18 protein-coding genes and 3 tRNA genes are annotated in these 21,706 nt (G+C 62.3%); 3 read left to right on the forward strand and 18 right to left on the reverse strand.

Annotated elements, in window-relative coordinates:
- Window positions 1-62: 62 nt before the first annotated feature.
- The 15 genes from rpoC to tuf form a co-directional block, all read right to left on the reverse strand.
- Window positions 63-4,259: a DNA-directed RNA polymerase subunit beta' gene (gene rpoC, locus ACVDG8_RS01140; RefSeq protein ID WP_447253042.1), complete on the reverse strand. Its 4,197-nt coding sequence runs from the start codon at window positions 4,257-4,259 to the stop codon at window positions 63-65.
- 187 nt (window positions 4,260-4,446) lie between these two features.
- Entirely contained in the window at window positions 4,447-8,583 is a 4,137-nt protein-coding gene (gene rpoB / locus ACVDG8_RS01145; RefSeq protein WP_447253043.1) for a DNA-directed RNA polymerase subunit beta, read from the reverse strand.
- Window positions 8,584-8,860: 277 nt separating this feature from the next.
- The gene (gene rplL / locus ACVDG8_RS01150) at window positions 8,861-9,238 is read right to left on the reverse strand and encodes a 50S ribosomal protein L7/L12 (protein WP_455707488.1); all 378 of its coding nucleotides are present in this window, start codon (window positions 9,236-9,238) and stop codon (window positions 8,861-8,863) included.
- A 54-nt stretch (window positions 9,239-9,292) separates the two neighbouring features.
- Entirely contained in the window at window positions 9,293-9,811 is a 519-nt protein-coding gene (gene rplJ, locus ACVDG8_RS01155; protein ID WP_447253044.1) for a 50S ribosomal protein L10, read from the reverse strand.
- A 442-nt stretch (window positions 9,812-10,253) separates the two neighbouring features.
- Window positions 10,254-10,952: a 50S ribosomal protein L1 gene (rplA, locus tag ACVDG8_RS01160; protein ID WP_447253045.1), complete on the reverse strand. Its 699-nt coding sequence runs from the start codon at window positions 10,950-10,952 to the stop codon at window positions 10,254-10,256.
- A 4-nt stretch (window positions 10,953-10,956) separates the two neighbouring features.
- Window positions 10,957-11,385 carry a 50S ribosomal protein L11 gene (rplK, locus tag ACVDG8_RS01165; protein ID WP_140822948.1) on the reverse strand — a complete coding sequence of 143 codons (429 nt, stop codon included), beginning with the start codon at window positions 11,383-11,385 and terminating at the stop codon, window positions 10,957-10,959.
- Between the two features lie 188 nt (window positions 11,386-11,573).
- Window positions 11,574-12,101 (reverse strand): transcription termination/antitermination protein NusG, encoded by a 528-nt coding sequence (nusG, locus tag ACVDG8_RS01170; protein ID WP_371012113.1) that lies wholly within the window; start codon window positions 12,099-12,101, stop codon window positions 11,574-11,576.
- 27 nt (window positions 12,102-12,128) lie between these two features.
- Complete coding sequence (gene secE / locus ACVDG8_RS01175; protein WP_371012114.1) at window positions 12,129-12,332, reverse strand: preprotein translocase subunit SecE; 204 nt, start codon at window positions 12,330-12,332, stop codon at window positions 12,129-12,131.
- Between the two features lie 356 nt (window positions 12,333-12,688).
- A tRNA-Trp gene (locus ACVDG8_RS01180) sits at window positions 12,689-12,764 on the reverse strand.
- 72 nt (window positions 12,765-12,836) lie between these two features.
- Window positions 12,837-13,331: a putative glycolipid-binding domain-containing protein gene (locus ACVDG8_RS01185; RefSeq protein ID WP_447257198.1), complete on the reverse strand. Its 495-nt coding sequence runs from the start codon at window positions 13,329-13,331 to the stop codon at window positions 12,837-12,839.
- A gap of 86 nt (window positions 13,332-13,417) precedes the next feature.
- Window positions 13,418-13,900 (reverse strand): group II truncated hemoglobin, encoded by a 483-nt coding sequence (locus tag ACVDG8_RS01190; protein ID WP_447253046.1) that lies wholly within the window; start codon window positions 13,898-13,900, stop codon window positions 13,418-13,420.
- Between the two features lie 86 nt (window positions 13,901-13,986).
- Entirely contained in the window at window positions 13,987-14,649 is a 663-nt protein-coding gene (locus ACVDG8_RS01195) for a hypothetical protein (protein ID WP_455707489.1), read from the reverse strand.
- Window positions 14,594-15,634 (reverse strand): hypothetical protein, encoded by a 1,041-nt coding sequence (locus ACVDG8_RS01200; protein WP_455707490.1) that lies wholly within the window; start codon window positions 15,632-15,634, stop codon window positions 14,594-14,596. The genes ACVDG8_RS01195 and ACVDG8_RS01200 overlap by 56 nt, the downstream gene beginning before the upstream one ends.
- A gap of 163 nt (window positions 15,635-15,797) precedes the next feature.
- Window positions 15,798-16,919, reverse strand: coding sequence for a hypothetical protein (locus ACVDG8_RS01205; RefSeq protein ID WP_455707491.1), 1,122 nt, complete (start codon window positions 16,917-16,919; stop codon window positions 15,798-15,800).
- 156 nt (window positions 16,920-17,075) lie between these two features.
- A complete protein-coding gene (gene tuf / locus ACVDG8_RS01210; RefSeq protein WP_447253036.1) occupies window positions 17,076-18,251 on the reverse strand; it encodes an elongation factor Tu in 1,176 nt (391 codons plus the stop codon).
- 229 nt (window positions 18,252-18,480) lie between these two features.
- Here tuf and ACVDG8_RS01215 point away from each other — a divergent pair, with 229 nt between their 5' ends.
- Entirely contained in the window at window positions 18,481-19,368 is an 888-nt protein-coding gene (locus ACVDG8_RS01215) for a DMT family transporter (RefSeq protein ID WP_447257199.1), read from the forward strand.
- 67 nt (window positions 19,369-19,435) lie between these two features.
- On the opposite strand, the gene ACVDG8_RS01220 is transcribed toward ACVDG8_RS01215, so the two are convergent.
- Window positions 19,436-19,693 carry a GlsB/YeaQ/YmgE family stress response membrane protein gene (locus ACVDG8_RS01220; protein ID WP_447253048.1) on the reverse strand — a complete coding sequence of 86 codons (258 nt, stop codon included), beginning with the start codon at window positions 19,691-19,693 and terminating at the stop codon, window positions 19,436-19,438.
- Window positions 19,694-19,825: 132 nt separating this feature from the next.
- Here ACVDG8_RS01220 and ACVDG8_RS01225 point away from each other — a divergent pair, with 132 nt between their 5' ends.
- The gene (locus ACVDG8_RS01225; protein WP_447253049.1) at window positions 19,826-20,278 is read left to right on the forward strand and encodes a YidB family protein; all 453 of its coding nucleotides are present in this window, start codon (window positions 19,826-19,828) and stop codon (window positions 20,276-20,278) included.
- A gap of 96 nt (window positions 20,279-20,374) precedes the next feature.
- On the opposite strand, the gene ACVDG8_RS01230 is transcribed toward ACVDG8_RS01225, so the two are convergent.
- Window positions 20,375-20,447, reverse strand: a tRNA-Gly gene (locus ACVDG8_RS01230).
- A gap of 87 nt (window positions 20,448-20,534) precedes the next feature.
- A tRNA-Tyr gene (locus ACVDG8_RS01235) sits at window positions 20,535-20,619 on the reverse strand.
- Between the two features lie 199 nt (window positions 20,620-20,818).
- Between ACVDG8_RS01235 and ACVDG8_RS01240 the strand changes: the two genes are divergently transcribed.
- Window positions 20,819-21,667, forward strand: a complete 849-nt coding sequence (locus ACVDG8_RS01240) for a TrmH family RNA methyltransferase (RefSeq protein WP_447253050.1) — start codon at window positions 20,819-20,821, stop codon at window positions 21,665-21,667.
- Window positions 21,668-21,706 lie beyond the last annotated feature (39 nt).

Below are 21,706 nucleotides of genomic sequence, written 5' to 3' on the forward strand. Positions count from 1 at the left end.
AAAGCCAGGTTGCGAAAAGGGGCCGCGCGGGCCCCTTTTCTTGTTTTCTCATTTCATACCGCTTACTGCGCGGCGTTGACCATGTCGGTCAGCATCGGCTCGGCGACCTCGACACCAGAGGCCTTTCGGCGCTCGTCGATGATGAGCTCGTCGCGCGAGGTGGCGATGCGCCTTATCTGGCTCATCGTGCCGCCCGTACCAGCCGGGATCAGACGGCCGACGATGACGTTTTCCTTCAGGCCCTGCAGCATGTCGGTCTTGCCGGCAACCGCGGCTTCCGTCAGCACCCTGGTCGTCTCCTGGAAGGAGGCGGCCGAGATGAAGGACGGCGTTTGCAGCGACGCCTTGGTGATGCCCAGGAGCACCGGCAGGCCTTCGGCCGGCTTCTTGCCGTCCTCGACCAGGCGATCATTGACCTCTTCCAGCTCGATCACGTCGACGTGGTCGCCCGGGATATAGGTCGAGTCGCCCTGCGTGGTGATCTCGACCTTCTGCAGCATCTGGCGAACGATCACCTCGATGTGCTTGTCGTTGATCGACACGCCCTGCAGTCGGTAGACCTCCTGGATTTCGTTGACGAGGTAGGAAGCAAGCGCTTCCACGCCCTTGATCGCCAGGATGTCGTGCGGCGCCGGATTGCCGTCGAGGATGTAGTCGCCCTTCTCGATGACGTCGCCGTCCTGAAGATGGAACGGCTTGCCCTTCGGGATCAGGTACTCGACCGGCTCAAGCGTCGAGTCATGCGGCTCGATGATGATGCGGCGCTTGTTCTTGTAATCGCGGCCGAAGCGGATCGTGCCATCGATCTCGGCGATGATGGCGTGATCCTTCGGACGGCGAGCCTCGAACAGTTCCGCAACACGCGGCAGACCACCGGTGATGTCCTTGGTCTTGGCGCTTTCCATCGGGATACGCGCCAGCACGTCGCCCGGACGGACATGCGCGCCCGGCTCGACCGAGAGGATGGCCTCGACCGAGAGCAGGAAGCGCGCATCGCCGCCCTTCGACAGCTTGCCGACCTTGCCCTTGGCGTCTTGAACGATCATCGCCGGCTTCAGGTCGCTGCCGCGCGGCGTCGAACGCCAGTCGATGACCTCACGCTTGGTGATGCCGGTCGACTCGTCGGCCGTTTCCTGAACGGAGATGCCGTCGACCAGGTCCTCGAACGCCACCTTGCCCTCGATTTCGGTGAGGATCGGGCGGGTATAGGGATCCCACTCGGCGATACGCTGGCCGCGCTTCACCTTGTCGCCATCGTCCACGAAGATACGCGAACCATAGGTGACACGGTGAGTGGCGCGCTCCTTGCCGGCTTCATCGAGGATCAGCACCGCCATGTTGCGGCCCATGACCATCTGCTGGCCGTCGGAGTTGCGCACCACGTTGCGGTTTCGGATCTCGACCTTGCCTTCATACGAGGCTTCGAGGAACGAAGAGTCCACCACCTGTGCGGTACCGCCCATATGGAAGGTACGCATGGTGAGCTGGGTGCCCGGCTCGCCGATGGACTGCGCCGCGATGACGCCAACGGCCTCGCCCTGGTTGACCGGGGTGCCGCGGGCAAGATCGCGTCCGTAGCAGACCGCGCAGACGCCGATCCTGACCTCGCAGGTCAGTGCCGAGCGAATACGAACCGACTGCACGCCGGCCTTTTCGATCTGCTCCACGTCGCGCTCGTCCATCAACGTACCGGCCTTGACCAGCAGCTCGCCGGTCACCGGATGGTTGATGTCGTCGAGCGAGGTGCGGCCCAGCACGCGCTGGCCAACCGACGCGACGACCTGACCGGCATCGACGATCGGCTGCATGGTGAGGCCCTTATCGGTGCCGCAATCCACGGAGTTGACGATGCAGTCCTGCGCCACGTCGACCAGACGACGGGTGAGGTAACCCGAGTTCGCCGTCTTCAAGGCGGTGTCGGCCAGACCCTTGCGGGCGCCGTGGGTCGAGTTGAAGTACTCGAGCACGGTAAGGCCTTCCTTGAAGTTCGAGATGATCGGCGTCTCGATGATTTCACCCGAGGGCTTCGCCATCAGGCCGCGCATGCCGGCGAGCTGGCGCATCTGGGTGGGCGAACCGCGCGCACCCGAATGCGACATCATGTAGATCGAGTTCATCGGCTTCTGACGGCCGTTGTCCTCGAACTCGACCGCCTTGATGCGGGCCATCATCTCGTCGGCGACCTTTTCCGAGCACTTGGCCCAGGCGTCGACGACCTTGTTGTACTTCTCGCCCTGCGTGATCAGACCGTCATTGTACTGCTGCTCGTATTCCTTGGCCAAAGCCTCGGTGTCGGACACCAGCTTGATCTTGGCGTCCGGGATCAGCATGTCGTCCTTGCCGAACGAAATGCCGGCACGGCAGGCATGGGCGAAACCGAGCGCCATGATGCGATCGCAGAAGATGACCGTCTCTTTCTGACCGCAGTGGCGGTAGACGGTGTCGATCATCTTGGAGATGTTCTTCTTGGTCATCTCCTGGTTGGCGGTCTCGTAAGGCACGTTGACGTTCTTCGGCAGAAGCTCGCCGATGATCATGCGGCCAGGCGTGGTGTCATAGATCTTCGACACCGTCTTGCCTTCGGCATCGACAGTGCGGAAGCGGCCCTTGATCTTGGCGTGCAGCGTCACGGCCTTGGTCTCGAGCGCATGCTGGAGCTCGCCCATGTCGGCAAACACCATGCCTTCGCCCGGCTCGTTCTGGTTGACGATCGAGAGATAGTAGAGACCGAGAACCATGTCCTGCGACGGCACGATGATCGGCGCGCCGGAAGCCGGGTGCAGGATGTTGTTGGTCGACATCATCAGCACGCGGGCTTCAAGCTGCGCTTCCAAGGACAGCGGCACGTGGACCGCCATCTGGTCGCCGTCGAAGTCGGCGTTGAAGGCCGTGCAGACCAGCGGATGCAGCTGGATCGCCTTGCCTTCGATCAGGATCGGCTCGAACGCCTGGATGCCGAGGCGGTGCAGCGTCGGCGCGCGGTTCAGCAGCACCGGATGCTCGCGGATGACTTCGTCGAGGATATCCCAGACTTCCGGACGCTCCTTCTCGACCAGCTTCTTGGCCTGCTTGACGGTCGAGGAGAAACCCTTGGCGTCGAGGCGGGCGTAGATGAAGGGCTTGAACAGCTCCAGCGCCATCTTCTTCGGCAAGCCGCACTGATGCAGCTTGAGCTCGGGACCGGTCACGATGACCGAGCGGCCGGAATAGTCGACGCGCTTGCCGAGCAGGTTCTGGCGGAACCGGCCCTGCTTGCCCTTGAGCATGTCGGACAGCGACTTCAGCGGACGCTTGTTGGCGCCGGTGATGACGCGGCCGCGACGGCCGTTGTCGAACAGCGCATCGACGGCTTCCTGCAGCATGCGCTTTTCATTGCGCACGATGATGCCGGGCGCGCGCAGCTCGATCAGCCGCTTCAGGCGGTTGTTGCGGTTGATGACGCGGCGATAGAGGTCGTTCAGGTCGGACGTGGCGAAACGGCCACCGTCCAGCGGGACGAGCGGACGCAGGTCCGGCGGGATCACCGGAACCACCTTCATGATCATCCATTCCGGACGATTGCCGGATTCCATGAAGTTCTCGACGACCTTGAGCCGCTTCAGATACTTCTTCTGCTTGAGCTCGGACGTGGTCGAAGCCAGCTCCGAACGCAGGTCGCCGGCGATCTTCTCCAGATCCATGCCGGCAAGCAGGTCATGGATGGCCTCGGCGCCGATCATGGCGGTGAAGCTGTCCTCGCCATACTCGTCGACGGCCAGCATGTACTCTTCCTCGCTGAGCAGCTGGTGCTCCTTCAGCGCGGTGAGGCCCGGCTCGGTGACGATGTAGTTCTCGAAGTAAAGCACACGCTCGATGTCCTTCAAGGTCATGTCGAGCAGCGTGCCGATGCGCGAAGGCAGCGACTTCAGGAACCAGATATGGGCGACGGGCGCGGCGAGCTCGATATGGCCCATGCGCTCGCGGCGAACGCGCGACAGCGTGACTTCGACGCCGCACTTTTCGCAGATGACGCCCTTGTACTTCATGCGCTTGTACTTGCCGCACAGGCACTCATAGTCCTTGATCGGGCCAAAAATGCGCGCGCAGAACAGGCCGTCACGCTCCGGCTTGAAGGTGCGGTAGTTGATGGTCTCCGGCTTCTTGATCTCGCCGAACGACCAGGACAGAATCTTCTCTGGGCTGGCAAGCGAGATCCGGATGGAATCGAACACCTGCGCAGGCGCCTGCGGGTTGAAGAGATTCATGACCTCTTGGTTCATGCCGTTCTCCTTTTCGGGGTCCTCGATAACCCCTTGCATCGATCGCGGACGAAATGTCCGCAGAATGGCCGGTCAGCCGGCCGAAAGATTTCTTGGTTGAGCATGACCTTGTCCGAAAACCGGTGGCCACTTTTCGGGGTCATGCTCAGGGCGCGCCGCGCAACAGAAGCGCGGCGCGCCATAGGCTTTACTCGGCAGCGTCTGGCAGACGCGTCTGGGTCTCCTCGACCTGCGTGTTTTCCAGCTCCACATTGAGACCGAGCGAGCGCATTTCCTTGACGAGAACGTTGAAGCTCTCCGGGATGCCCGCCTCGAACGTGTCGTCGCCGCGCACGATCGCCTCGTAGACCTTTGTACGGCCGGCGACGTCGTCCGACTTCACCGTCAGCATTTCCTGCAGCGTGTAGGCGGCGCCGTAGGCTTCGAGCGCCCAGACCTCCATTTCGCCGAAGCGCTGGCCACCGAACTGCGCCTTGCCGCCCAGCGGCTGCTGGGTGACGAGCGAGTACGGACCGATCGAACGCGCGTGGATCTTGTCGTCCACCAGGTGGTGCAGCTTGAGCATGTAGATATAGCCCATCGTCACCTTGCGATCGAACGGCTCGCCGGTGCGGCCGTCATAGAGCTGCGACTGACCGCTGGTGTGCAGGCCAGCCTGCTCCAGCATGGTGTTGATGTCGGCTTCATGCGCGCCGTCGAACACCGGAGTCGCGATCGACACGCCGCGGCGCATCTGCTCGCTGAGACGCACGACGCTTTCGTCGTCATACTCGCGCACCGGCTCGTTGCGGTCGTTGGCCGGGATGAAGCTCTCGAGCGTCTTGCGCAGCGGCTTGATGTCTCCAGCTGTCTTGTACGCGTCGATCAGCTCGCCGATCTTCCTGCCCATGCCGGCGCAGGCCCAGCCCAGATGCGTCTCAAGGATCTGGCCGACATTCATGCGGCTCGGCACACCCAGCGGGTTGAGCACGATATCGGCATGCGTGCCGTCCTCGAGGAAAGGCATATCCTCGACCGGAACGATGCGCGACACGACACCCTTGTTGCCGTGACGGCCGGCCATCTTGTCGCCCGGCTGCATCTTGCGCTTCACGGCCACGAAGACCTTGACCATCTTCATGACGCCCGGAGGCATTTCGTCGCCGCGCTGCACCTTCTCGACCTTGTCCATGAAGCGCTGCTCGAGCGCCTTCTTGGACTCGTCGTACTGGCCGCGCAGAGCCTCGAGCTCGCTCTGGAGCTTTTCGTTCTCCACGGCGAACTGCCACCACTGCGAACGCGGATACTCGTCCAGCGTGTCTTTCGACAGCTTCGAACCCTTCTTGAAGCCCTTCGGTCCAGCGATTGCTTCCTTGCCGACAAGCACGTCGGAAAGGCGCGCATAGACGTTGCGGTCGAGGATCGCCTGCTCGTCGTCGCGGTCCTTGGCCAGACGTTCGATCTCCTCGCGCTCGATCGCCATGGCGCGCTCGTCCTTCTCGACGCCGTGGCGATTGAAGACGCGCACTTCGACGACGGTGCCGAAAGTGCCCGGAGGCATGCGCATGGAGGTGTCGCGAACGTCCGAGGCCTTTTCGCCGAAGATGGCGCGCAGAAGCTTTTCTTCCGGCGTCATCGGGCTTTCGCCCTTCGGCGTGATCTTGCCGACCAGGATGTCGCCCGGCTGAACTTCCGCGCCGATATAGACGATGCCGGCCTCGTCGAGGTTCTTCAGTGCTTCTTCCGAAACGTTCGGAATGTCGCGCGTGATTTCCTCCGGTCCGAGCTTGGTGTCGCGGGCCATGACCTCGAATTCCTCGATGTGGATCGAGGTGAAGACGTCATCGGCCACGATGCGCTCGGAGAGCAGGATCGAGTCCTCGTAATTGTAGCCGTTCCACGGCATGAACGCGACGAGCACGTTGCGGCCGAGCGCCAGATCGCCGAGCTCGGTCGACGGACCGTCGGCGATGATGTCACCCTTGTTCAACCGGTCGCCGACACGCACCAGCGGACGCTGGTTGATGCAGGTGTTCTGGTTCGAACGCTGGAACTTCATCAACCGGTAGATGTCGACGCCGGACTTGCCCGGATCGAGATCTTCCGTAGCGCGGATAACGATACGGGTGGCGTCCACCTGGTCGACGATGCCGCCGCGGCGGGCGCCGATGGCGGCGCCCGAGTCACGGGCGACGACCGGTTCCATGCCGGTGCCGACGAACGGAGCCTCGGCACGCACCAGCGGCACGGCCTGACGCTGCATGTTCGAACCCATCAGCGCGCGGTTGGCGTCGTCGTTCTCGAGGAACGGGATGAGTGCGGCCGCGACAGACACCATCTGCTTCGGCGACACGTCCATCAGGTCGACGTTTTCGCGCGGCGCCATCATCACTTCGCCGGCGTTACGGCAAATGACGAACTCGTCGACGAAGCTGCCATGCTTGTCGAGCTCGGCGTTGGCCTGCGCGACATAGTGCTTGGCCTCTTCCATCGCCGACAGGTAGACAACCTCGTTGGTCAGCTTGCCGCCCACGATCTTGCGGTACGGGCTCTCGATGAAGCCGTACTTGTTGACGCGCGCGAAAGTGGCCAGCGAGTTGATCAGGCCGATATTCGGGCCTTCCGGCGTCTCGATCGGGCAGATGCGGCCGTAATGGGTCGGATGCACGTCGCGCACCTCGAAGCCGGCGCGCTCGCGGGTCAGACCGCCCGGTCCAAGCGCCGAGAGACGGCGCTTGTGGGTGATCTCCGACAGCGGATTGGTCTGGTCCATGAACTGCGACAGCTGCGAGGAGCCGAAGAACTCGCGCACGGCGGCGGCCGCCGGCTTGGCGTTGATCAGATCCTGCGGCATGACGGTGTCGATCTCGATCGAGGACATACGTTCCTTGATCGCGCGCTCCATGCGCAGCAGGCCGACACGGTACTGGTTCTCCATCAGCTCGCCGACGGAACGCACGCGGCGGTTGCCGAGATTGTCGATGTCGTCGATCTCGCCCTTGCCGTCGCGCAGTTCGACCAGCGTCTTGACCACGGCCAGGATGTCTTCCTTACGCAGCACGCGCACGGTGTCCTCGGCCTTGAGCTCGAGGCGCATGTTCATCTTGACGCGGCCAACGGCCGACAGGTCATAGCGCTCGCTGTCGAAGAACAGCGAGTTGAACATGGCTTCGGCGGTCTCGAGCGTCGGCGGCTCGCCCGGGCGCATGACACGGTAGATGTCGAACAGTGCGTCCTGGCGGCTCTCGTTCTTGTCGACGTTGAGCGTGTTGCGGATGTAGGCGCCGACATTGACGTGGTCGATGTCCAGGACCTGGATCTCGTCCTCGCCGGTGCCGAGCAGCACCTTCAGGGTCTTGTCGTCGATCTCGTCGCCGGCCTCGAGGAAGATCTCGCCGGTGGCGTAGTTGACGATATCCTCGGCCAAGTAATTGCCCAGCAGATCCTCGTCGGTTGCCTTGATCGCCTTCAGGCCCTTTTCGCCGAGCTGGCGTGCCTGACGGGCGGTGATCTTCTTGCCTTGCTCGACGACGACCTCACCGGTGTCGGCATCGACCAGGTCGCCGACAGCCTTGAGGCCGCGGAAACGCTCGACGTTGAACGGGATGCGCCAGTGGTCGCCGGCGCGCTTGTAGGTGACCTTGTTGTAGAAGGTCGACAGGATCTCTTCGCCATCCATGCCGAGCGCCATCAACAGCGACGTCACCGGGATCTTACGACGACGGTCGATGCGGGCGTGCACGACGTCCTTGGAATCGAACTCGATGTCGAGCCACGAACCGCGATAGGGGATGACGCGCGCGGCAAACAGAAGCTTGCCCGACGAGTGCGACTTGCCCTTGTCGTGATCGAAGAAGACGCCCGGCGAACGGTGCATCTGCGAAACGATGACGCGCTCGGTGCCGTTGACGATGAAGGTGCCGTTCGACGTCATGAGCGGCATGTCGCCCATGTAGACGTCCTGCTCCTTGATGTCCTTGATCGACTTCGCGCCGGTATCCTCATCGATATCGAACACGATGAGGCGCAGCGTCACCTTGAGCGGCGCGGCATAGGTTAGGTCGCGCTGACGGCATTCGTCAACGTCGAATTTCGGTGCCTCGAACTCGTACTTCACGAACTCCAGCATGGAGGAGCCGGAAAAGTCGGAGATCGGGAAGACCGACTTGAAAACAGCCTGCAGTCCTTCGTCGGGACGACCGCCCTTGGGCTCGTCCACCATCAGGAACTGGTCATAGGATGCCTTCTGAACCTCGATGAGGTTCGGCATCTCCGCAACTTCCGGGATCTTTCCGAAGAATTTGCGTACGCGTCTGCGGCCATTGAAAGTCTGGGTCTGGGCCATCGTCGCTCCTTAGCTCTGAACTCGGGGCGAACCTCGCCGCGGTTCGCCTTGCACCAATGGGCGGCCTTGGCGGCTGCCCTTGTCTGTTGTCCGGCCAGCCTTTGCCAATTTCTTGGGCCAATCGCTTGGCGGCTGCCGGCTAAAACGGGAGAAAACCCGTTTCCTGAAGGCCGCTTGCGGCCCTCAGGAAAAAGGTTTTCGAACGCCTCGCGCAACGAAAACCTCCCTCGTCAAGGGAGGGGGCGGACGGCGCGAGACCGTCCGCCCTCGCCTAACGTTACTTCAACTCGACCTTGGCGCCAGCTGCTTCCAGCTGAGCCTTGAACTTCTCGGCGTCGGCCTTGGAAACGGCTTCCTTGACCGCCTTCGGAGCCGCTTCGACCAGGTCCTTGGCTTCCTTGAGGCCCAGGCCGGTGATGGCGCGGACTTCCTTGATGACGTTGATCTTCTGGGCGCCGGCGTCGGCGAGAACGACGTCGAATTCCGTCTTCTCTTCAACCGGAGCAGCAGCAGCGGCACCGCCGCCAGCAGCGGCAACCGCCACCGGAGCAGCAGCCGAAACGCCCCACTTCTCTTCCAGGAGCTTCGACAGCTCGGCCGCCTCGAGGACGGTCAGCTTCGAAAGGTCGTCTACGATCTTTGCCAGATCAGCCATTGTTATGTTCCTTCATAAGGTTCGAACGTGTGTTTGTGATAGCGAGGAACGGCCTCATGCCGCCTCGTCCTTCCGGGCGTAAGCGCCGATGACGCGCGCGACCGAAGCCGCGGGTGCATTGACGATCTGGGCGATCCGGGTTGCCGGCGTGGCGATCATGCCAACCAGCCTGGCGCGCAGCTCGTCGAGCGACGGAAGTGTGGCGAGTGCCTTCACACCGTCGGCGTTGAGCGAGGTCGAGCCCATCGCGCCACCGAGAATGATCAGCTTGTCATTCCCTTTGGCGAATTCGGACGCGACCTTCGGCGCCGCAATCGGATCCTCCGAATAAGCGACCAGCGTCTGTCCCTTGAACAGATCGATGATCGATGCGGAGTCCGTGCCCTGAAGAGCGATTTTGGCGAGACGGTTCTTCGCGACTTTGACGGTGCCACCGGCGGCGCGCATTTTCGACCGAAGGTCGTTCATTTGCGCGACGGTGATACCGGCGTAGTGGGCCACGACGACTGAACCCGCGTTTCCGAACGCTTCGTTCAGGCCCGTGACGAGTTCGCGTTTTTCCGCTCTGTCCACTGCCTATCTCCAGTTGACCCCTGCCCACCAATGGGAACATTCCCATTTAAAGGACAGGCGTCGGGTTGCCTTTTGCCGGTCGGGCCATCCAAAAACGGATCTCCCGAACGACGCTCGAGGATCCTGCCCCCTTTCGCCACACCGACGGCAAGGCCGGCGATGCGCAGACAAAAGGCAAACACGGTTCGAACCTTTCATTGGAGCTTTGTCGCTCCTTTGTCGGGTCTTCACCCGTCTCATGCAGGCCCACATGAATTAAGGCTGTTGGGCCGCCTGCAATCTCGGACAGGATATCCGGAAACCTTGCGGTCTCCGGGTTACCGGGCCGCCGACGGATCGGCGGTCCGGAATTCGTTTGTTGGAGCATGATCTTTCCCGAAAACCGGTTCCCACTTTTCGGGATCATGCTCTAGCGATCGGCCTGTAGCCGATCAGACGAAACTTACGACGCGGCGAGCGTCGCGATGTCGAGCTTGAGGCCAGGGCCCATCGTCGAGGTGACCGACACCTTCTTGACGTAGTTGCCCTTGGCACCAGCCGGCTTTGCCTTGGTCACCGCATCGGCGAAGGCGCGGACGTTTTCTTCCAGCGCCTTGACGTCGAACGAGACCTTGCCGACGCCGGCCTGGACGATACCGGCCTTCTCGACGCGGAACTCGACGGCGCCGCCCTTCGAAGCCTTGACGGCCGCTGCCACATCGGTGGTCACGGTGCCGACCTTCGGGTTCGGCATCATGCCGCGCGGGCCGAGCACCTTACCCAGACGGCCGACCAGCGGCATCATGTCCGGGGTGGCGATGCAGCGATCGAAATCGATCGTGCCCTTCTGGACGATTTCGACCAGATCCTCGGCGCCAACGATATCGGCGCCGGCGGCCTTGGCTTCCTCGGCCTTGTCGCCACGGGCGAACACGGCGACACGCACCGAGCGGCCAGTGCCGTTCGGCAGGTTGACCACGCCGCGGACCATCTGGTCGGCATGGCGCGGATCGACGCCGAGGTTCATCGCGACCTCAATGGTCTCGTCGAACTTCACCTTCGACCGGTCCTTGAGCAGCTGCAGCGCCTCGGAGAGGGCATAAGCCTTGTTCGGATCGATGCCTTCACGGCTATTAGCAATACGCTTTGCAATCTTTGCCATGATCTCAGCCCACCACTTCCAGGCCCATCGAGCGGGCGGAGCCCTCGACCATGCGCATGGCCGCTTCGACGTCGTTTGCGTTCAAGTCCTTCATCTTGGCAGTCGCAATTTCGCGAACCTTGTCACGCGAAACGGTGCCCGCCTTGACCTTGCCCGGCTCCTTGGAGCCCGACTTCAGGTTGGCGGCCTTCTTGAGGAAGTAGCTCACCGGCGGCGTCTTCATGACGAAGGTGAACGACTTGTCCTGGTAGTAGGTGATGACCACCGGTATCGGCGATCCTTTCTCGAGCTCCTGGGTCTGCGCGTTGAACGCCTTGCAGAACTCCATGATGTTGATGCCGCGCTGACCAAGCGCCGGGCCGATCGGGGGCGACGGCGTAGCCGAGCCCGCGGCAACCTGGAGCTTGAGCTGGCCTGCAACTTTCTTAGCCATCTCTATTCCTGCCTTTTCTCATGCCGGCTCCATTTTCGGGACTACCGGCGGTTGCAGTCTGGTGGTGCGGTTCCAGCGGCCGGCTTAGCCGCCTTCGCCTCCCACCCGTTCATGGCAACGCGTTTCGCGCCGCCTCCCGTCGCCTGTCGGCGCCGGCATCCCGACGCCTCTCGGCGCGGGTATACGGATCAGCCCTTTTCGACCTGTCCGAACTCCAGATCGACGGGCACGGCGCGCCCGAAGATCGAAACTTCCACCTTGAGGCGTGCCCGCTCCTCGTCCACTTCCTGGACGACGCCGTTGAAAGACGCGAACGGACCGTCGGAAACACGGATCGCCTCGCCGATCTCGAAAGTGACCGAGGGCTTCGGCCGCTCGACGCCTTCCTGGACCTGGTTCAGGATGCGCTGCGCCTCGGCCTCGGTGATCGGCACCGGCTTGGAGTCACCCAGGAAGCCGGTGACCTTCGGCGTGTTCTTGACCAGCGAGAACACGGCATCGGTCAGATTGGCTTTCAAGAGCACGTAGCCCGGGAAGAACTTGCGCTCGGCATCGACCTTGCGGCCGCGACGGATCTCGACGACCTTTTCGGTCGGCACCACAATCTGCTCGATATCGGCGGACAGGCCCTTCTGTTTGGCCTTGTTCTCGATATCCTCGGCGACCTTCTTTTCGAAGTTCGAATAGGCGTGGACGATATACCAGCGCGCAGTCATTTCACGACCTCTCCGTAATCGCCGAATTCAGTGCCCGAGGCCCAGGATCCACTCGATCGCATAGCCCATCAGAATATCGGCAGCGAAGAAGAAGATCATCGCTATCACCGCGAACACCAGGACCATCACCGTCGAGATCATGGTTTCGCGACGCGAAGGCCACGTTACCTTGGCCGTCTCCGCGCGGACCTGCTGGAGAAAGGTGAAAGGATTGGTGGTTTTCGAAGCCATCTGCCGCTCTGTCTTCAAGATCCGTTGGCCGGATCTCCTGGATGATCCCGCTGGCCGGGACGTGCCGCCTGGGCTGCATGCGACGCCGAATCAGCGCCGCCATTTCACCCATGCAAATCAGACGCGTAAAGCTGGCTTCCCAGCTCCACGCGTCGCGTGTCTGTCTTGTCTACATAAAACCGATTCTTGATCCACGCAAGTGGCAAGCGCCCGCTTTATGTCTTAACGCCGCCTCGGAACCATCCAGTCGTTCCGTCCCGGCTATGCGGGCCTTATGCCCGAGTTTTCCCTATATGGCAAGCCGCCCGCCGGTTTTCAACGGCTGAGGCTTGATTCTGGCTTTCTGTCTTGGAAAATGGCACGGGCAGCAGGGCTCGAACCTACGACCTGCGGTTTTGGAGACCGCCGCTCTACCAACTGAGCTATGCCCGTGCATGCGCTTCTTGCGCGCAGGCGCTTCCTGAAAGCTTCCGGGCGCTCTGTAAAGAGCGCTTGCGAGCGGTTTTAAATCCTTTGCCAGAAATCCGGATAGGTGACGACCAGTCCTTGCCCGTCGACCTCGATTTCACGCGTAAAGCCGCTCGCCAGCGACTCGTAGCGATAGCGCCTGTCTTCCTCCAGGCAGGTGTAACGCAGCGGGCTTTTCACGACGGTAAGCTGCGGAAATTCGATGAAAGCGGCGGCGATCTCGGCGCTTTCGCCCGGCTTTAACCGCAGTCGCCGGATCGGCAGCGTGTTGGTGAAGGGCGTGATGGTGAGATCGGGATCGAGCACGCCATCGAGCCCGGGCACGGGCAGGCCGTCTTGGGTCCAACGGCCATCGCTGCCGGAGGCATGAGCCAGCGTCCGGCGGCTGCCGATCATGTCGACCGTGACACGCCTGGCGCGCCAATTCGCGTCGCAAGCTATGCGATAGCGGACGGCAAAAGGGATTTGGCCGGAGCAAAATAACGACAGAGTCGGCCACGATCTCCCCTGCCCACTCCCGCAACACGAGATGTTCGAGGCCGGAGCCCTCCCACTCGCGCCAACGCACGAGCTTCATATCTTCCGACATCAGTCCTGCACTCCGGGGCGGCTGGAAGCTAATTTGTTTCCGGTGGCGTGTACGGACCGCCAGGCACGCCCCAGTCCCAGGCCGGCATCGGCTCGGTTTCCGGATCGCAGGTTTCGCCGAGATTGGAGTTCATCTTGGCCAGTCGCGATCCCCATTCGACGTAACCCATGAAGGCCGAACGGAATTCAGGATCGTCGGGCAGACCGACAGCATCGGCGGCATCGGCCAGGAGGTTGATCCAGCGGCGGCGCTGCTCTTCCGTCAAATGCTTGCCCAGATGATGCATGACCATCTCGCGATGGCCGCCAAATTTTTCGCTATAGGTCTTCGGTCCCCCAAAGACCTCACCGATGAAAGCGGCGACATGGGCGGGATGGTCCGGCGACATGGTCTTGAACACCGGCCCGACGATCGGATCCTTTGCCACCTTGTCATAGAAGGTCTGTGTCAACCGGTTCAGGGCGTCGCTGCCGCCGGCCCAATCATAGAGTGTCGGAACGCCCTCGCTCATCGCTGCTGCTCCATTCATCCAGGCTCGGGACGATATCGGGTTTGCCGAGACAAGCTCAACCTGCCTCCATGGCCAGTGCATGGGCGCTAAAGTTTCGGTTGAGACTTTGCCGCGACATCGGTGGTCGGCAAAACCCGGCAGTTGTCTGGCTTGGGGGATGACTTGCAGATCGTGGCGCCCGTCAGCGCGTCCACCGATTGCGCCCCTGTGGTCAGCCCGGCCTTCAACATCATGTCGGGTTCAAGCCGCTGCTCGACAGACGTGCGCTGAAGTGCGGCGAACAGCGCGGGGTTGATCGCCATCTCGTCCAGGTAGGCCTTGACCACCTGTTTTTGTCCCATCAGGTACATGCTGAGCCGGGCCTTGGCGCCGACAAGCCGCCTGGCGCCGCCGGCGAGCAGCAGGGCGCAGGCTGAATCGCATTCGCCGCCCGTATCGACGGTCAGCCCTGCATAGGCGCCGTCGTTGGCCAGGCAGTTCCAGGCCGCCGGATCGCAGCCAACGAAATCGGTGCGCGCAACCGCGACGTCGAGCTTCTTTTCATGGGCAAGCCGCCCCGTCGCCAGGGCGCCGAACAGATCGCCTCCGCGCGAGCTGATCACCAGTGGCAGATGCCGGCCGCCAAGCGTCGCAAGCAACTGGCTCAGCTTCTGCGGGGTCTGAGCCGTGATCGCGCCTTGCGCCGAGATCCATTCAGGACAGTCCGGATTGCACAGCGGGTTGCTGCCGCGAACGACCACGAAGCGCATTTCCGGCGCTTCGTTGGCCGGAGCGACCTCTGCCGGCATGGACGGTGGGGTTTTGGCCGGTTGAGAAACCGGGGCCTCGGCCGGTTGCGAAGGTGCGGCCTTCACCTCGATCGTTGTCGCCGGGCCCGGTTTGGCATTCGTCGGGATTTCCTGCAGTTCGCCGGCGCCGGACTGCGCCGGCACAGGCCCCTTGCGTGAAAAGGTCGACGGAGTCGAGGCTGGTGACGAGCTTCGTCGCCAGCAGGGCCGGCTCCTTGATCCGGCTTATGTCGCTGGCCGGCGTCGACTTCATGGCTTCCAGCACACCTTGTTCGATGCCCATCTCCTTCAGATAGGCCGACAGCCGCTTCTCGACCGGCTTGCTCATCTCATAGGTCTTGTAGCTACCGGCATTCTTGCGGCTGATGACTTTGGTGCTGACGACCTTCTTCCTGCCGTTCACGATGCGATAGGTCGTGCGGTAGAGCAGTTTTTCGCGCTGGTAGGTGGTGGTTATCTGGTGCACGCCGAGATAGGCCCAGTCGCCGACGACGCGGCGGATGCCGCCGGCAAACATCAGCGGGCAGGCTGAATTGCACATGGCGCCCATGGCGTAGGTAAAGCCGAAATAATCGGCGCCCTTGCCGTCATTGACCCGGCAATTCTTCATCTGCGGCTCGCAGCCGTAAAACATTGTCGCGCCGACGCCGATATCGAGCCTGGCCTTGCGGATCATGCGGCCCAGCTGGAGCGCGGCATCGACGTTGCCGCCCGGCGAATTGACCACGATCGGCAATTGGCGTCGGCCGAGCGTCTTCAGCGTGCGCTTGAACAGCGCCGGCGTGCCCGCCTCGATCGTGCCTTCGGCCGATATCCATTCCGGACAATTCGGCTCGCAACCGGGGGCGCTGCTGCGCACGACGACAAAGCGCATCGTCGGGCCGTAATCCGCCGTTTTTTCCTTCGCCGCGGCGGCGAACGCGGCCAAGCCTATGGCAATGGCCAAGCCTAGCCGGACCAGCCCGCGCCACCACGGAATGCTCTTTGAACGGAATGCGGAAATCACGCCTGGCGAGCCCTTAGGTACAAACCCATACTAGTTGCGGCGGCGGTGCTTGCAACAGCTTTGAAACGGGGACGGCTAGGCCGACCCCGGACAAAACGACGGCTCAACCGCAACCGTCATGGGTTCTGGTCCGATGATGTGTACGGGCGATCTGCCTTACCCCGCTCCAGGCCGGCCACGCAACACCAGGGTCACCACAAGCCTCGCCGATGCCGGGGTACGGAACGGCGGTCGATGTACCTGCCGTGTTGCTACAGGATACCAAGCGGGTTCCAGGGCCACCCAATGAAGGTTTGGCTTCCGCCACGTTGGCCACTTGCTTAGCCTTTTCCCCTGGCGACTTCATTTCCCGACAGTTCTCCGGCATCGGATTGGCTCGGCATATGCTCGCCAGGGTCAGCAACCCGAAATAATCACCGCTGGTCACCAGCTTCATACGAAGCATGTTTTGCAGCTCTAGCTGATGGATGGCGCTGGCCGGCGTGTTCTTCATGGTCAGAAGCACGCCCTTTTCGACACCCATCTCGTTGAAATAGGCAGCAAGCCTTCTCTCGAGCGACTTGCTCATCGTGTAGGTTTTATAACTGGCGGCCTGGATGATGTATTCCATGGTGACCCGGTATTTCTTACCTCGTACGGTCCGATAGGTAGTTCGATATTGCCGCCTGGTGGGGAAGTAGGTCGTGGTGATCTGGTGCACGCCGACATAGGCCCGCCCGCCCGCCAGCCGTCTGGTGCCACCGGCGAACATCAGCGGACAAGCGGAATTGCATATGGCGCCACCGTCGGACGCGACGCCAAAATAGGTAGCGCCCTCTCCCGGCCGGCAGAAATCCATCCCCGGTGGACAACCGGTGAACTTGGTCGTGGCGACCGCGATATCGAACCTGTTCTTGCGGATCATCCGGCCAAGCTGGATCGCCGCGTCGACGCTACCGCCAGGGGAATTGACGATGATGGGCAGCCTTCGCTCGCCGAGCGTTTTGAGGAAGCGTTTGAATAGAGCCGGCGTTCCGGCCTCGATCGAGCCTTCGGCCGATATCCATTCGGGGCAGATCGGCTCACAACCCGGAGCATTGCTGCGAACAATGCCGAACTTCATCGGAGGGCCGAGATCGGTTGGCGTATCCTGCGCAAATGCGGCATGACCCATGCCGAGAAGCGCAAGCAGGCAAATCAGCCTCAGCGACCAAAATGTCCGTACAAGAAGACGTCCTGGAACCATTTGACGAAGCCCCCCTCGACACAACCGATCATAGTTGCAGCATTGGCACTTGCAATAGCTTCGAAACAACCGCGCAAGACTTGTCCTGCACAGCGCAAGCAACGAAAAAGGGCGGTCCGAAGACCGCCCTTTCTTCACCGGCAAGTGCCGGATCGATTACTCTTTGATGGTGACGACGATGCCGGCACCGACGGTGCGGCCGCCTTCACGGATGGCGAAGCGCAGCTTCTCTTCCATGGCGATCGGCACGATCAGCTCGACATCGACGGTGATGTTGTCGCCAGGCATGACCATCTCGGTGCCTTCCGGCAACGTCACGATGCCGGTCACGTCCGTGGTGCGGAAGTAGAACTGCGGACGGTAGTTGGTGAAGAACGGCGTGTGACGGCCACCTTCGTCCTTGGTCAGGATGTAGGCTTCGGCCACGAACTTCTTGTGCGGCTTGACGGTGCCGGGCTTGGCCAGAACCTGGCCGCGCTCAACGCCTTCACGGTCAACGCCGCGCAGCAGCGCGCCGATGTTGTCGCCGGCCTGGCCCTGGTCGAGCAGCTTGCGGAACATCTCGACGCCCGTGCAGGTCGTCTTGGTGGTCGGGCGGATGCCGACGATTTCCAGTTCCTCGCCAACCTTGACGATGCCGCGCTCGACGCGGCCGGTCACGACCGTGCCGCGGCCCGAGATCGAGAACACGTCTTCGATCGGCATCAGGAACGGCTTGTCGAGCGGACGAACCGGCGTCGGGATGTAGGCGTCGACCTGAGCCATCAGCTCGCGGATCGCGTCCTCGCCGATGGTCTTGTTGGAATCCTCAAGAGCGGCAAGCGCCGAACCCTTGACGATCGGAATGTCGTCGCCGGGGAACTCGTTCTTCGACAGAAGCTCGCGAACCTCGAGCTCGACCAGCTCGAGCAGCTCGGCGTCGTCGACCTGGTCGACCTTGTTGAGGAACACCACGATCGACGGCACGCCGACCTGACGGGCAAGCAGGATGTGCTCGCGGGTCTGCGGCATCGGGCCGTCGGCGGCCGAGACGACCAGGATCGCGCCGTCCATCTGGGCGGCACCGGTGATCATGTTCTTCACATAGTCGGCGTGGCCGGGGCAGTCGACATGGGCATAGTGGCGGGCGGCCGTCTCATACTCGACATGCGCCGTCGAAATGGTGATGCCGCGCGCCTTCTCTTCGGGCGCCGCGTCGATCTGGTCATAGCGCTTGTATTCGCCAAAATACTTCGTGATCGCCGCCGTCAGCGACGTCTTGCCATGATCGACGTGGCCGATCGTGCCAATGTTCACATGCGGCTTGGTGCGCTCGAATTTACCTTTTGCCATAGTCTCTTTCCTTAGGCGGCCTTTGACCTTCAGTTCAGTCGAATGCGGGGCGATTAGCGACAACGGCTGAAAAACACAAGTGCCTTGTCGCCAAGCGTCTTTTGGCGCGACCTGAACAGAGATCGATTTCAGGGGGAATGTGGCCCGGATATAGGGACGGCGCACATAAAATCAAATGCTGCCAGGCTGGCCCATTGCCGCCGAACCACCGCTCTGATTTCCTCATCCCATGCACTTCATTCCGGCAAACATCCGCGGTCCGCTGTTCATGATCGTCTCGACGGGGTCCTACCTCGTCAACGACACGATGATGAAGCTCGCGACCGAAGGGCTGCCGCCCTATGAGGTGCTCCTGCTGCGTGGCGCTGCCGCGACGCTCTGGGGCATGCCGCTGCTGCTGATGCTCGGCTATGGCAGGCAGATCCCACTGCTGTTCGAGCGCAAGGTGCTCAGCCGCAATCTTTGCGAGCTGGCGGCGATCCTCTGCTACATCGTGGCCTTGGCCAACATGCAGATTGCCGATTCAACGGCGCTCGGACAGATCACGCCGCTGATCGTGCTGGCCGGCTCCTCGCTGCTGTTCGGTGAGAAGATCGGCGCCGCGCGCATGGCGCTGATCGGGCTAGGTTTCGTCGGCGCGTTGATGGTGGCGCAGCCGACGATGCAAGGGATTTCCGTCTATGCGCTGCTGGCGCTCGGCAATGCCGCCCTGGCCGCGGCGCGAGACCTGGCCGGGCGCAAGGTCGGCGCCGAGGTGCCCGGCATGATCGTGGCGATCTCCGCCGTCCTGGTGGTGCTGGTCGGCGCGGGCGCGGCGCATCTGGTTTCGGAGCAATGGGTGATGCCGCGGGGGCATCATCTGCTGCTGATCGCGGCAGCCGGGCTGTTCCTGATCTTCGGCCATTTCTTCATCTTCATGGCCTACCGCGTCGGGCCGACGAGCGCCGTGGCGCCGTTCTATTATTGCTTCACCGTGTGGGCGGTGATTTCCGGCCTGCTGGTCTTTGGGCAATTCCCCAACGCGCTCGCCGTCTGCGGCATCCTGCTGGTGATGGGCAGCGGCCTGGCAATCGTCTCGCTCGATGAAAGAAGGCGACGGCTGACGATCGTCGCGTGACGACGCCGTTTCAACGCAGGCCGACCCGAACGGGTCGATCCTCAGCCGCTGACCTAACGCGGCTCTCCTAAAGCGTACGCTTGCCTGAAATCTGGTGATACGCCCAGAGCACAATGACAGAGCCGACCACGGCGACTATCAGGCTCCAGATGTTCAGACCTGTGATGCCCGAACCAAAGATTTGGCTGAAGATCACGCCGCCGACGATGGCGCCGACAACGCCGAGCACGATGTCCATGATCATGCCTTGGCCGGTCTTGTTGACAATCTTGCTGCCGATGAAGCCCGCGACGAGACCGAGAATAATCCAGTAGATGAAGCCCATGGTTCCCTCCTATTCCCCCGCGGCCCCATCATGTTCATATGATTGTCAAAACCACAAGCGAACTTGCAATTCCGCCCGATTGCGCCATTGTTGCGTGCAAGGGACGGACTTGGTGTAAACGGGAGATCCGCGATGGGCCTTTTTGACAATGCCGTTCCAGGCGGCAACATCACCAAACCCCTGATGATCGCGCTCGGCGCGCTCTTGGTAGGCAAGATGCTGAGCGGCAGAGGCGGCGACCAGCCAGCCGAAGCGCCGACGCCGACGCCGGCGGACACCGGCGCTTCAGCCGATGGCGGACTGCTCGGCGGTCTCGGCGGGTTGCTCGACAAGCTCAAGGGCGCCGGCCATGGCAATGTCGCCGACTCCTGGGTCGGCACCGGCCAGAACCAGTCGATCAATCCGAGCGATCTCGGTTCGGCGCTCGGTCCGGCGGTGATCCGCGAGATCGCGCAACGCACCGGCATGGACGAGCAGGAGTTGCTCAAGCAACTGTCGACCGCCCTGCCGGGCATCGTCGACAAGCTGACGCCGAATGGGCAGGTGCCGCAGCCGCATCAGGTTGCCTCTGCTTTCAACAGCTAAGCAGCATCGTCAGAAGCGATACGCTGCGCGCTCCGGCGCGCGGCGTTTTTCGCGTGCGATGCTGGAAGGCCAAATGCTGGAAGGCAAAGAGATATCTGGAGCGGGTAGCGGGATCGAACCCGCATATTCAGCTTGGAAGGCTGCTGCTCTACCACTGAGCTATACCCGCGCCTTACACTGAAGTACCGGATTCACCCGAAAAGCGCCATGCGCTTTTCGTCCGAGACTTGTTCGTTCAGGGCTTCCGGGCCGGCAGTGGTGGAGAGGGTTGGATTCGAACCAACGTAGGCTAAGCCAACGGATTTACAGTCCGTCCCCTTTAACCACTCGGGCACCTCTCCAGTCTGCCGCCGGAGCCATGCAACGAGGCATTTTCGCCAATCCGGAGCCCGAGTAAGATCTTCTCCGAAATCAGCGAAGCGCCTTATGGCGGCAAGGCCGATGGGTGTCAACCGGCGCGGCGGTGGTTTTTCGGACGATGTTCGGCATTCATTATCGCCGCCCGTATCCTTAGCCGGACGAGACGGCTATAGAGGCCGCATGAACGACAAGCCAGGTACCCCGAAAGACACGCATTACGCCAAGCTGCGGCGCGCGCATCGCGACCAGAAAGCAGGCGGCGCACCGGCATTTCGGCCGCGCCAGCCGGTGGCGCCGGGCGAAAGTCCAACCGATGGCCTGGTGCGGCTTTATGGCCTGCACACGGTGCGGGCCGCGCTCGACAATCCGCGGCGCAAGATCCGCAAAATGCTGGTGACGCGCAACGCCGCCGAGCGGCTGGAGATCGCCGCCCTCGCCGCCCTGCCCTTCAAGGCCGAACTGGTCGAGCCGAAGGATATCGACAAGATCACCGGCACAGACGCGGTGCACCAAGGCGTGCTGATCGAGGCCGAACCGTTGAAGCCCAAGCGCCTCGATGCGCTCGGCGATACAACGCTCGTCCTGGTGCTCGACCAGGTCACCGATCCGCACAATGTCGGCGCCATCCTGCGCTCGGCGGTCGCTTTCGGCGCCGGTGCGCTGATCACCACGGCCCGCCACAGCCCGCAGGAATCCGGCGTGCTGGCCAAGGCCGCCTCCGGCGCGCTGGAGCATATCGACCAGATCGAGGTGAAGAACCTCGCCGATGCCCTGGGACAGTTGCACGAGGCCGGCTTCCAGACCATCGGGCTCGATTCAGATGGACCGGCGGAATTGGAAACCAGTTTTACCGGCGACAAGATAGCGCTGGTGCTGGGCGCGGAAGGCAAAGGCCTGCGCCAGAAGACGCGCGAGACGGTGACGACGCTCGCCCGTCTCGATATGCCCGGCGCGATCCGCTCGCTCAACGTTTCCAACGCGGCGGCTGTCAGCCTTTATGCCGCACGGGCGTTTCTGAAGCGCGGCTGAGCCGGATTTTTCGAGGCCGATCAAAGACGAACGGGTTCC

Source organism: Mesorhizobium sp. ORM8.1 (assembly GCF_053005525.2).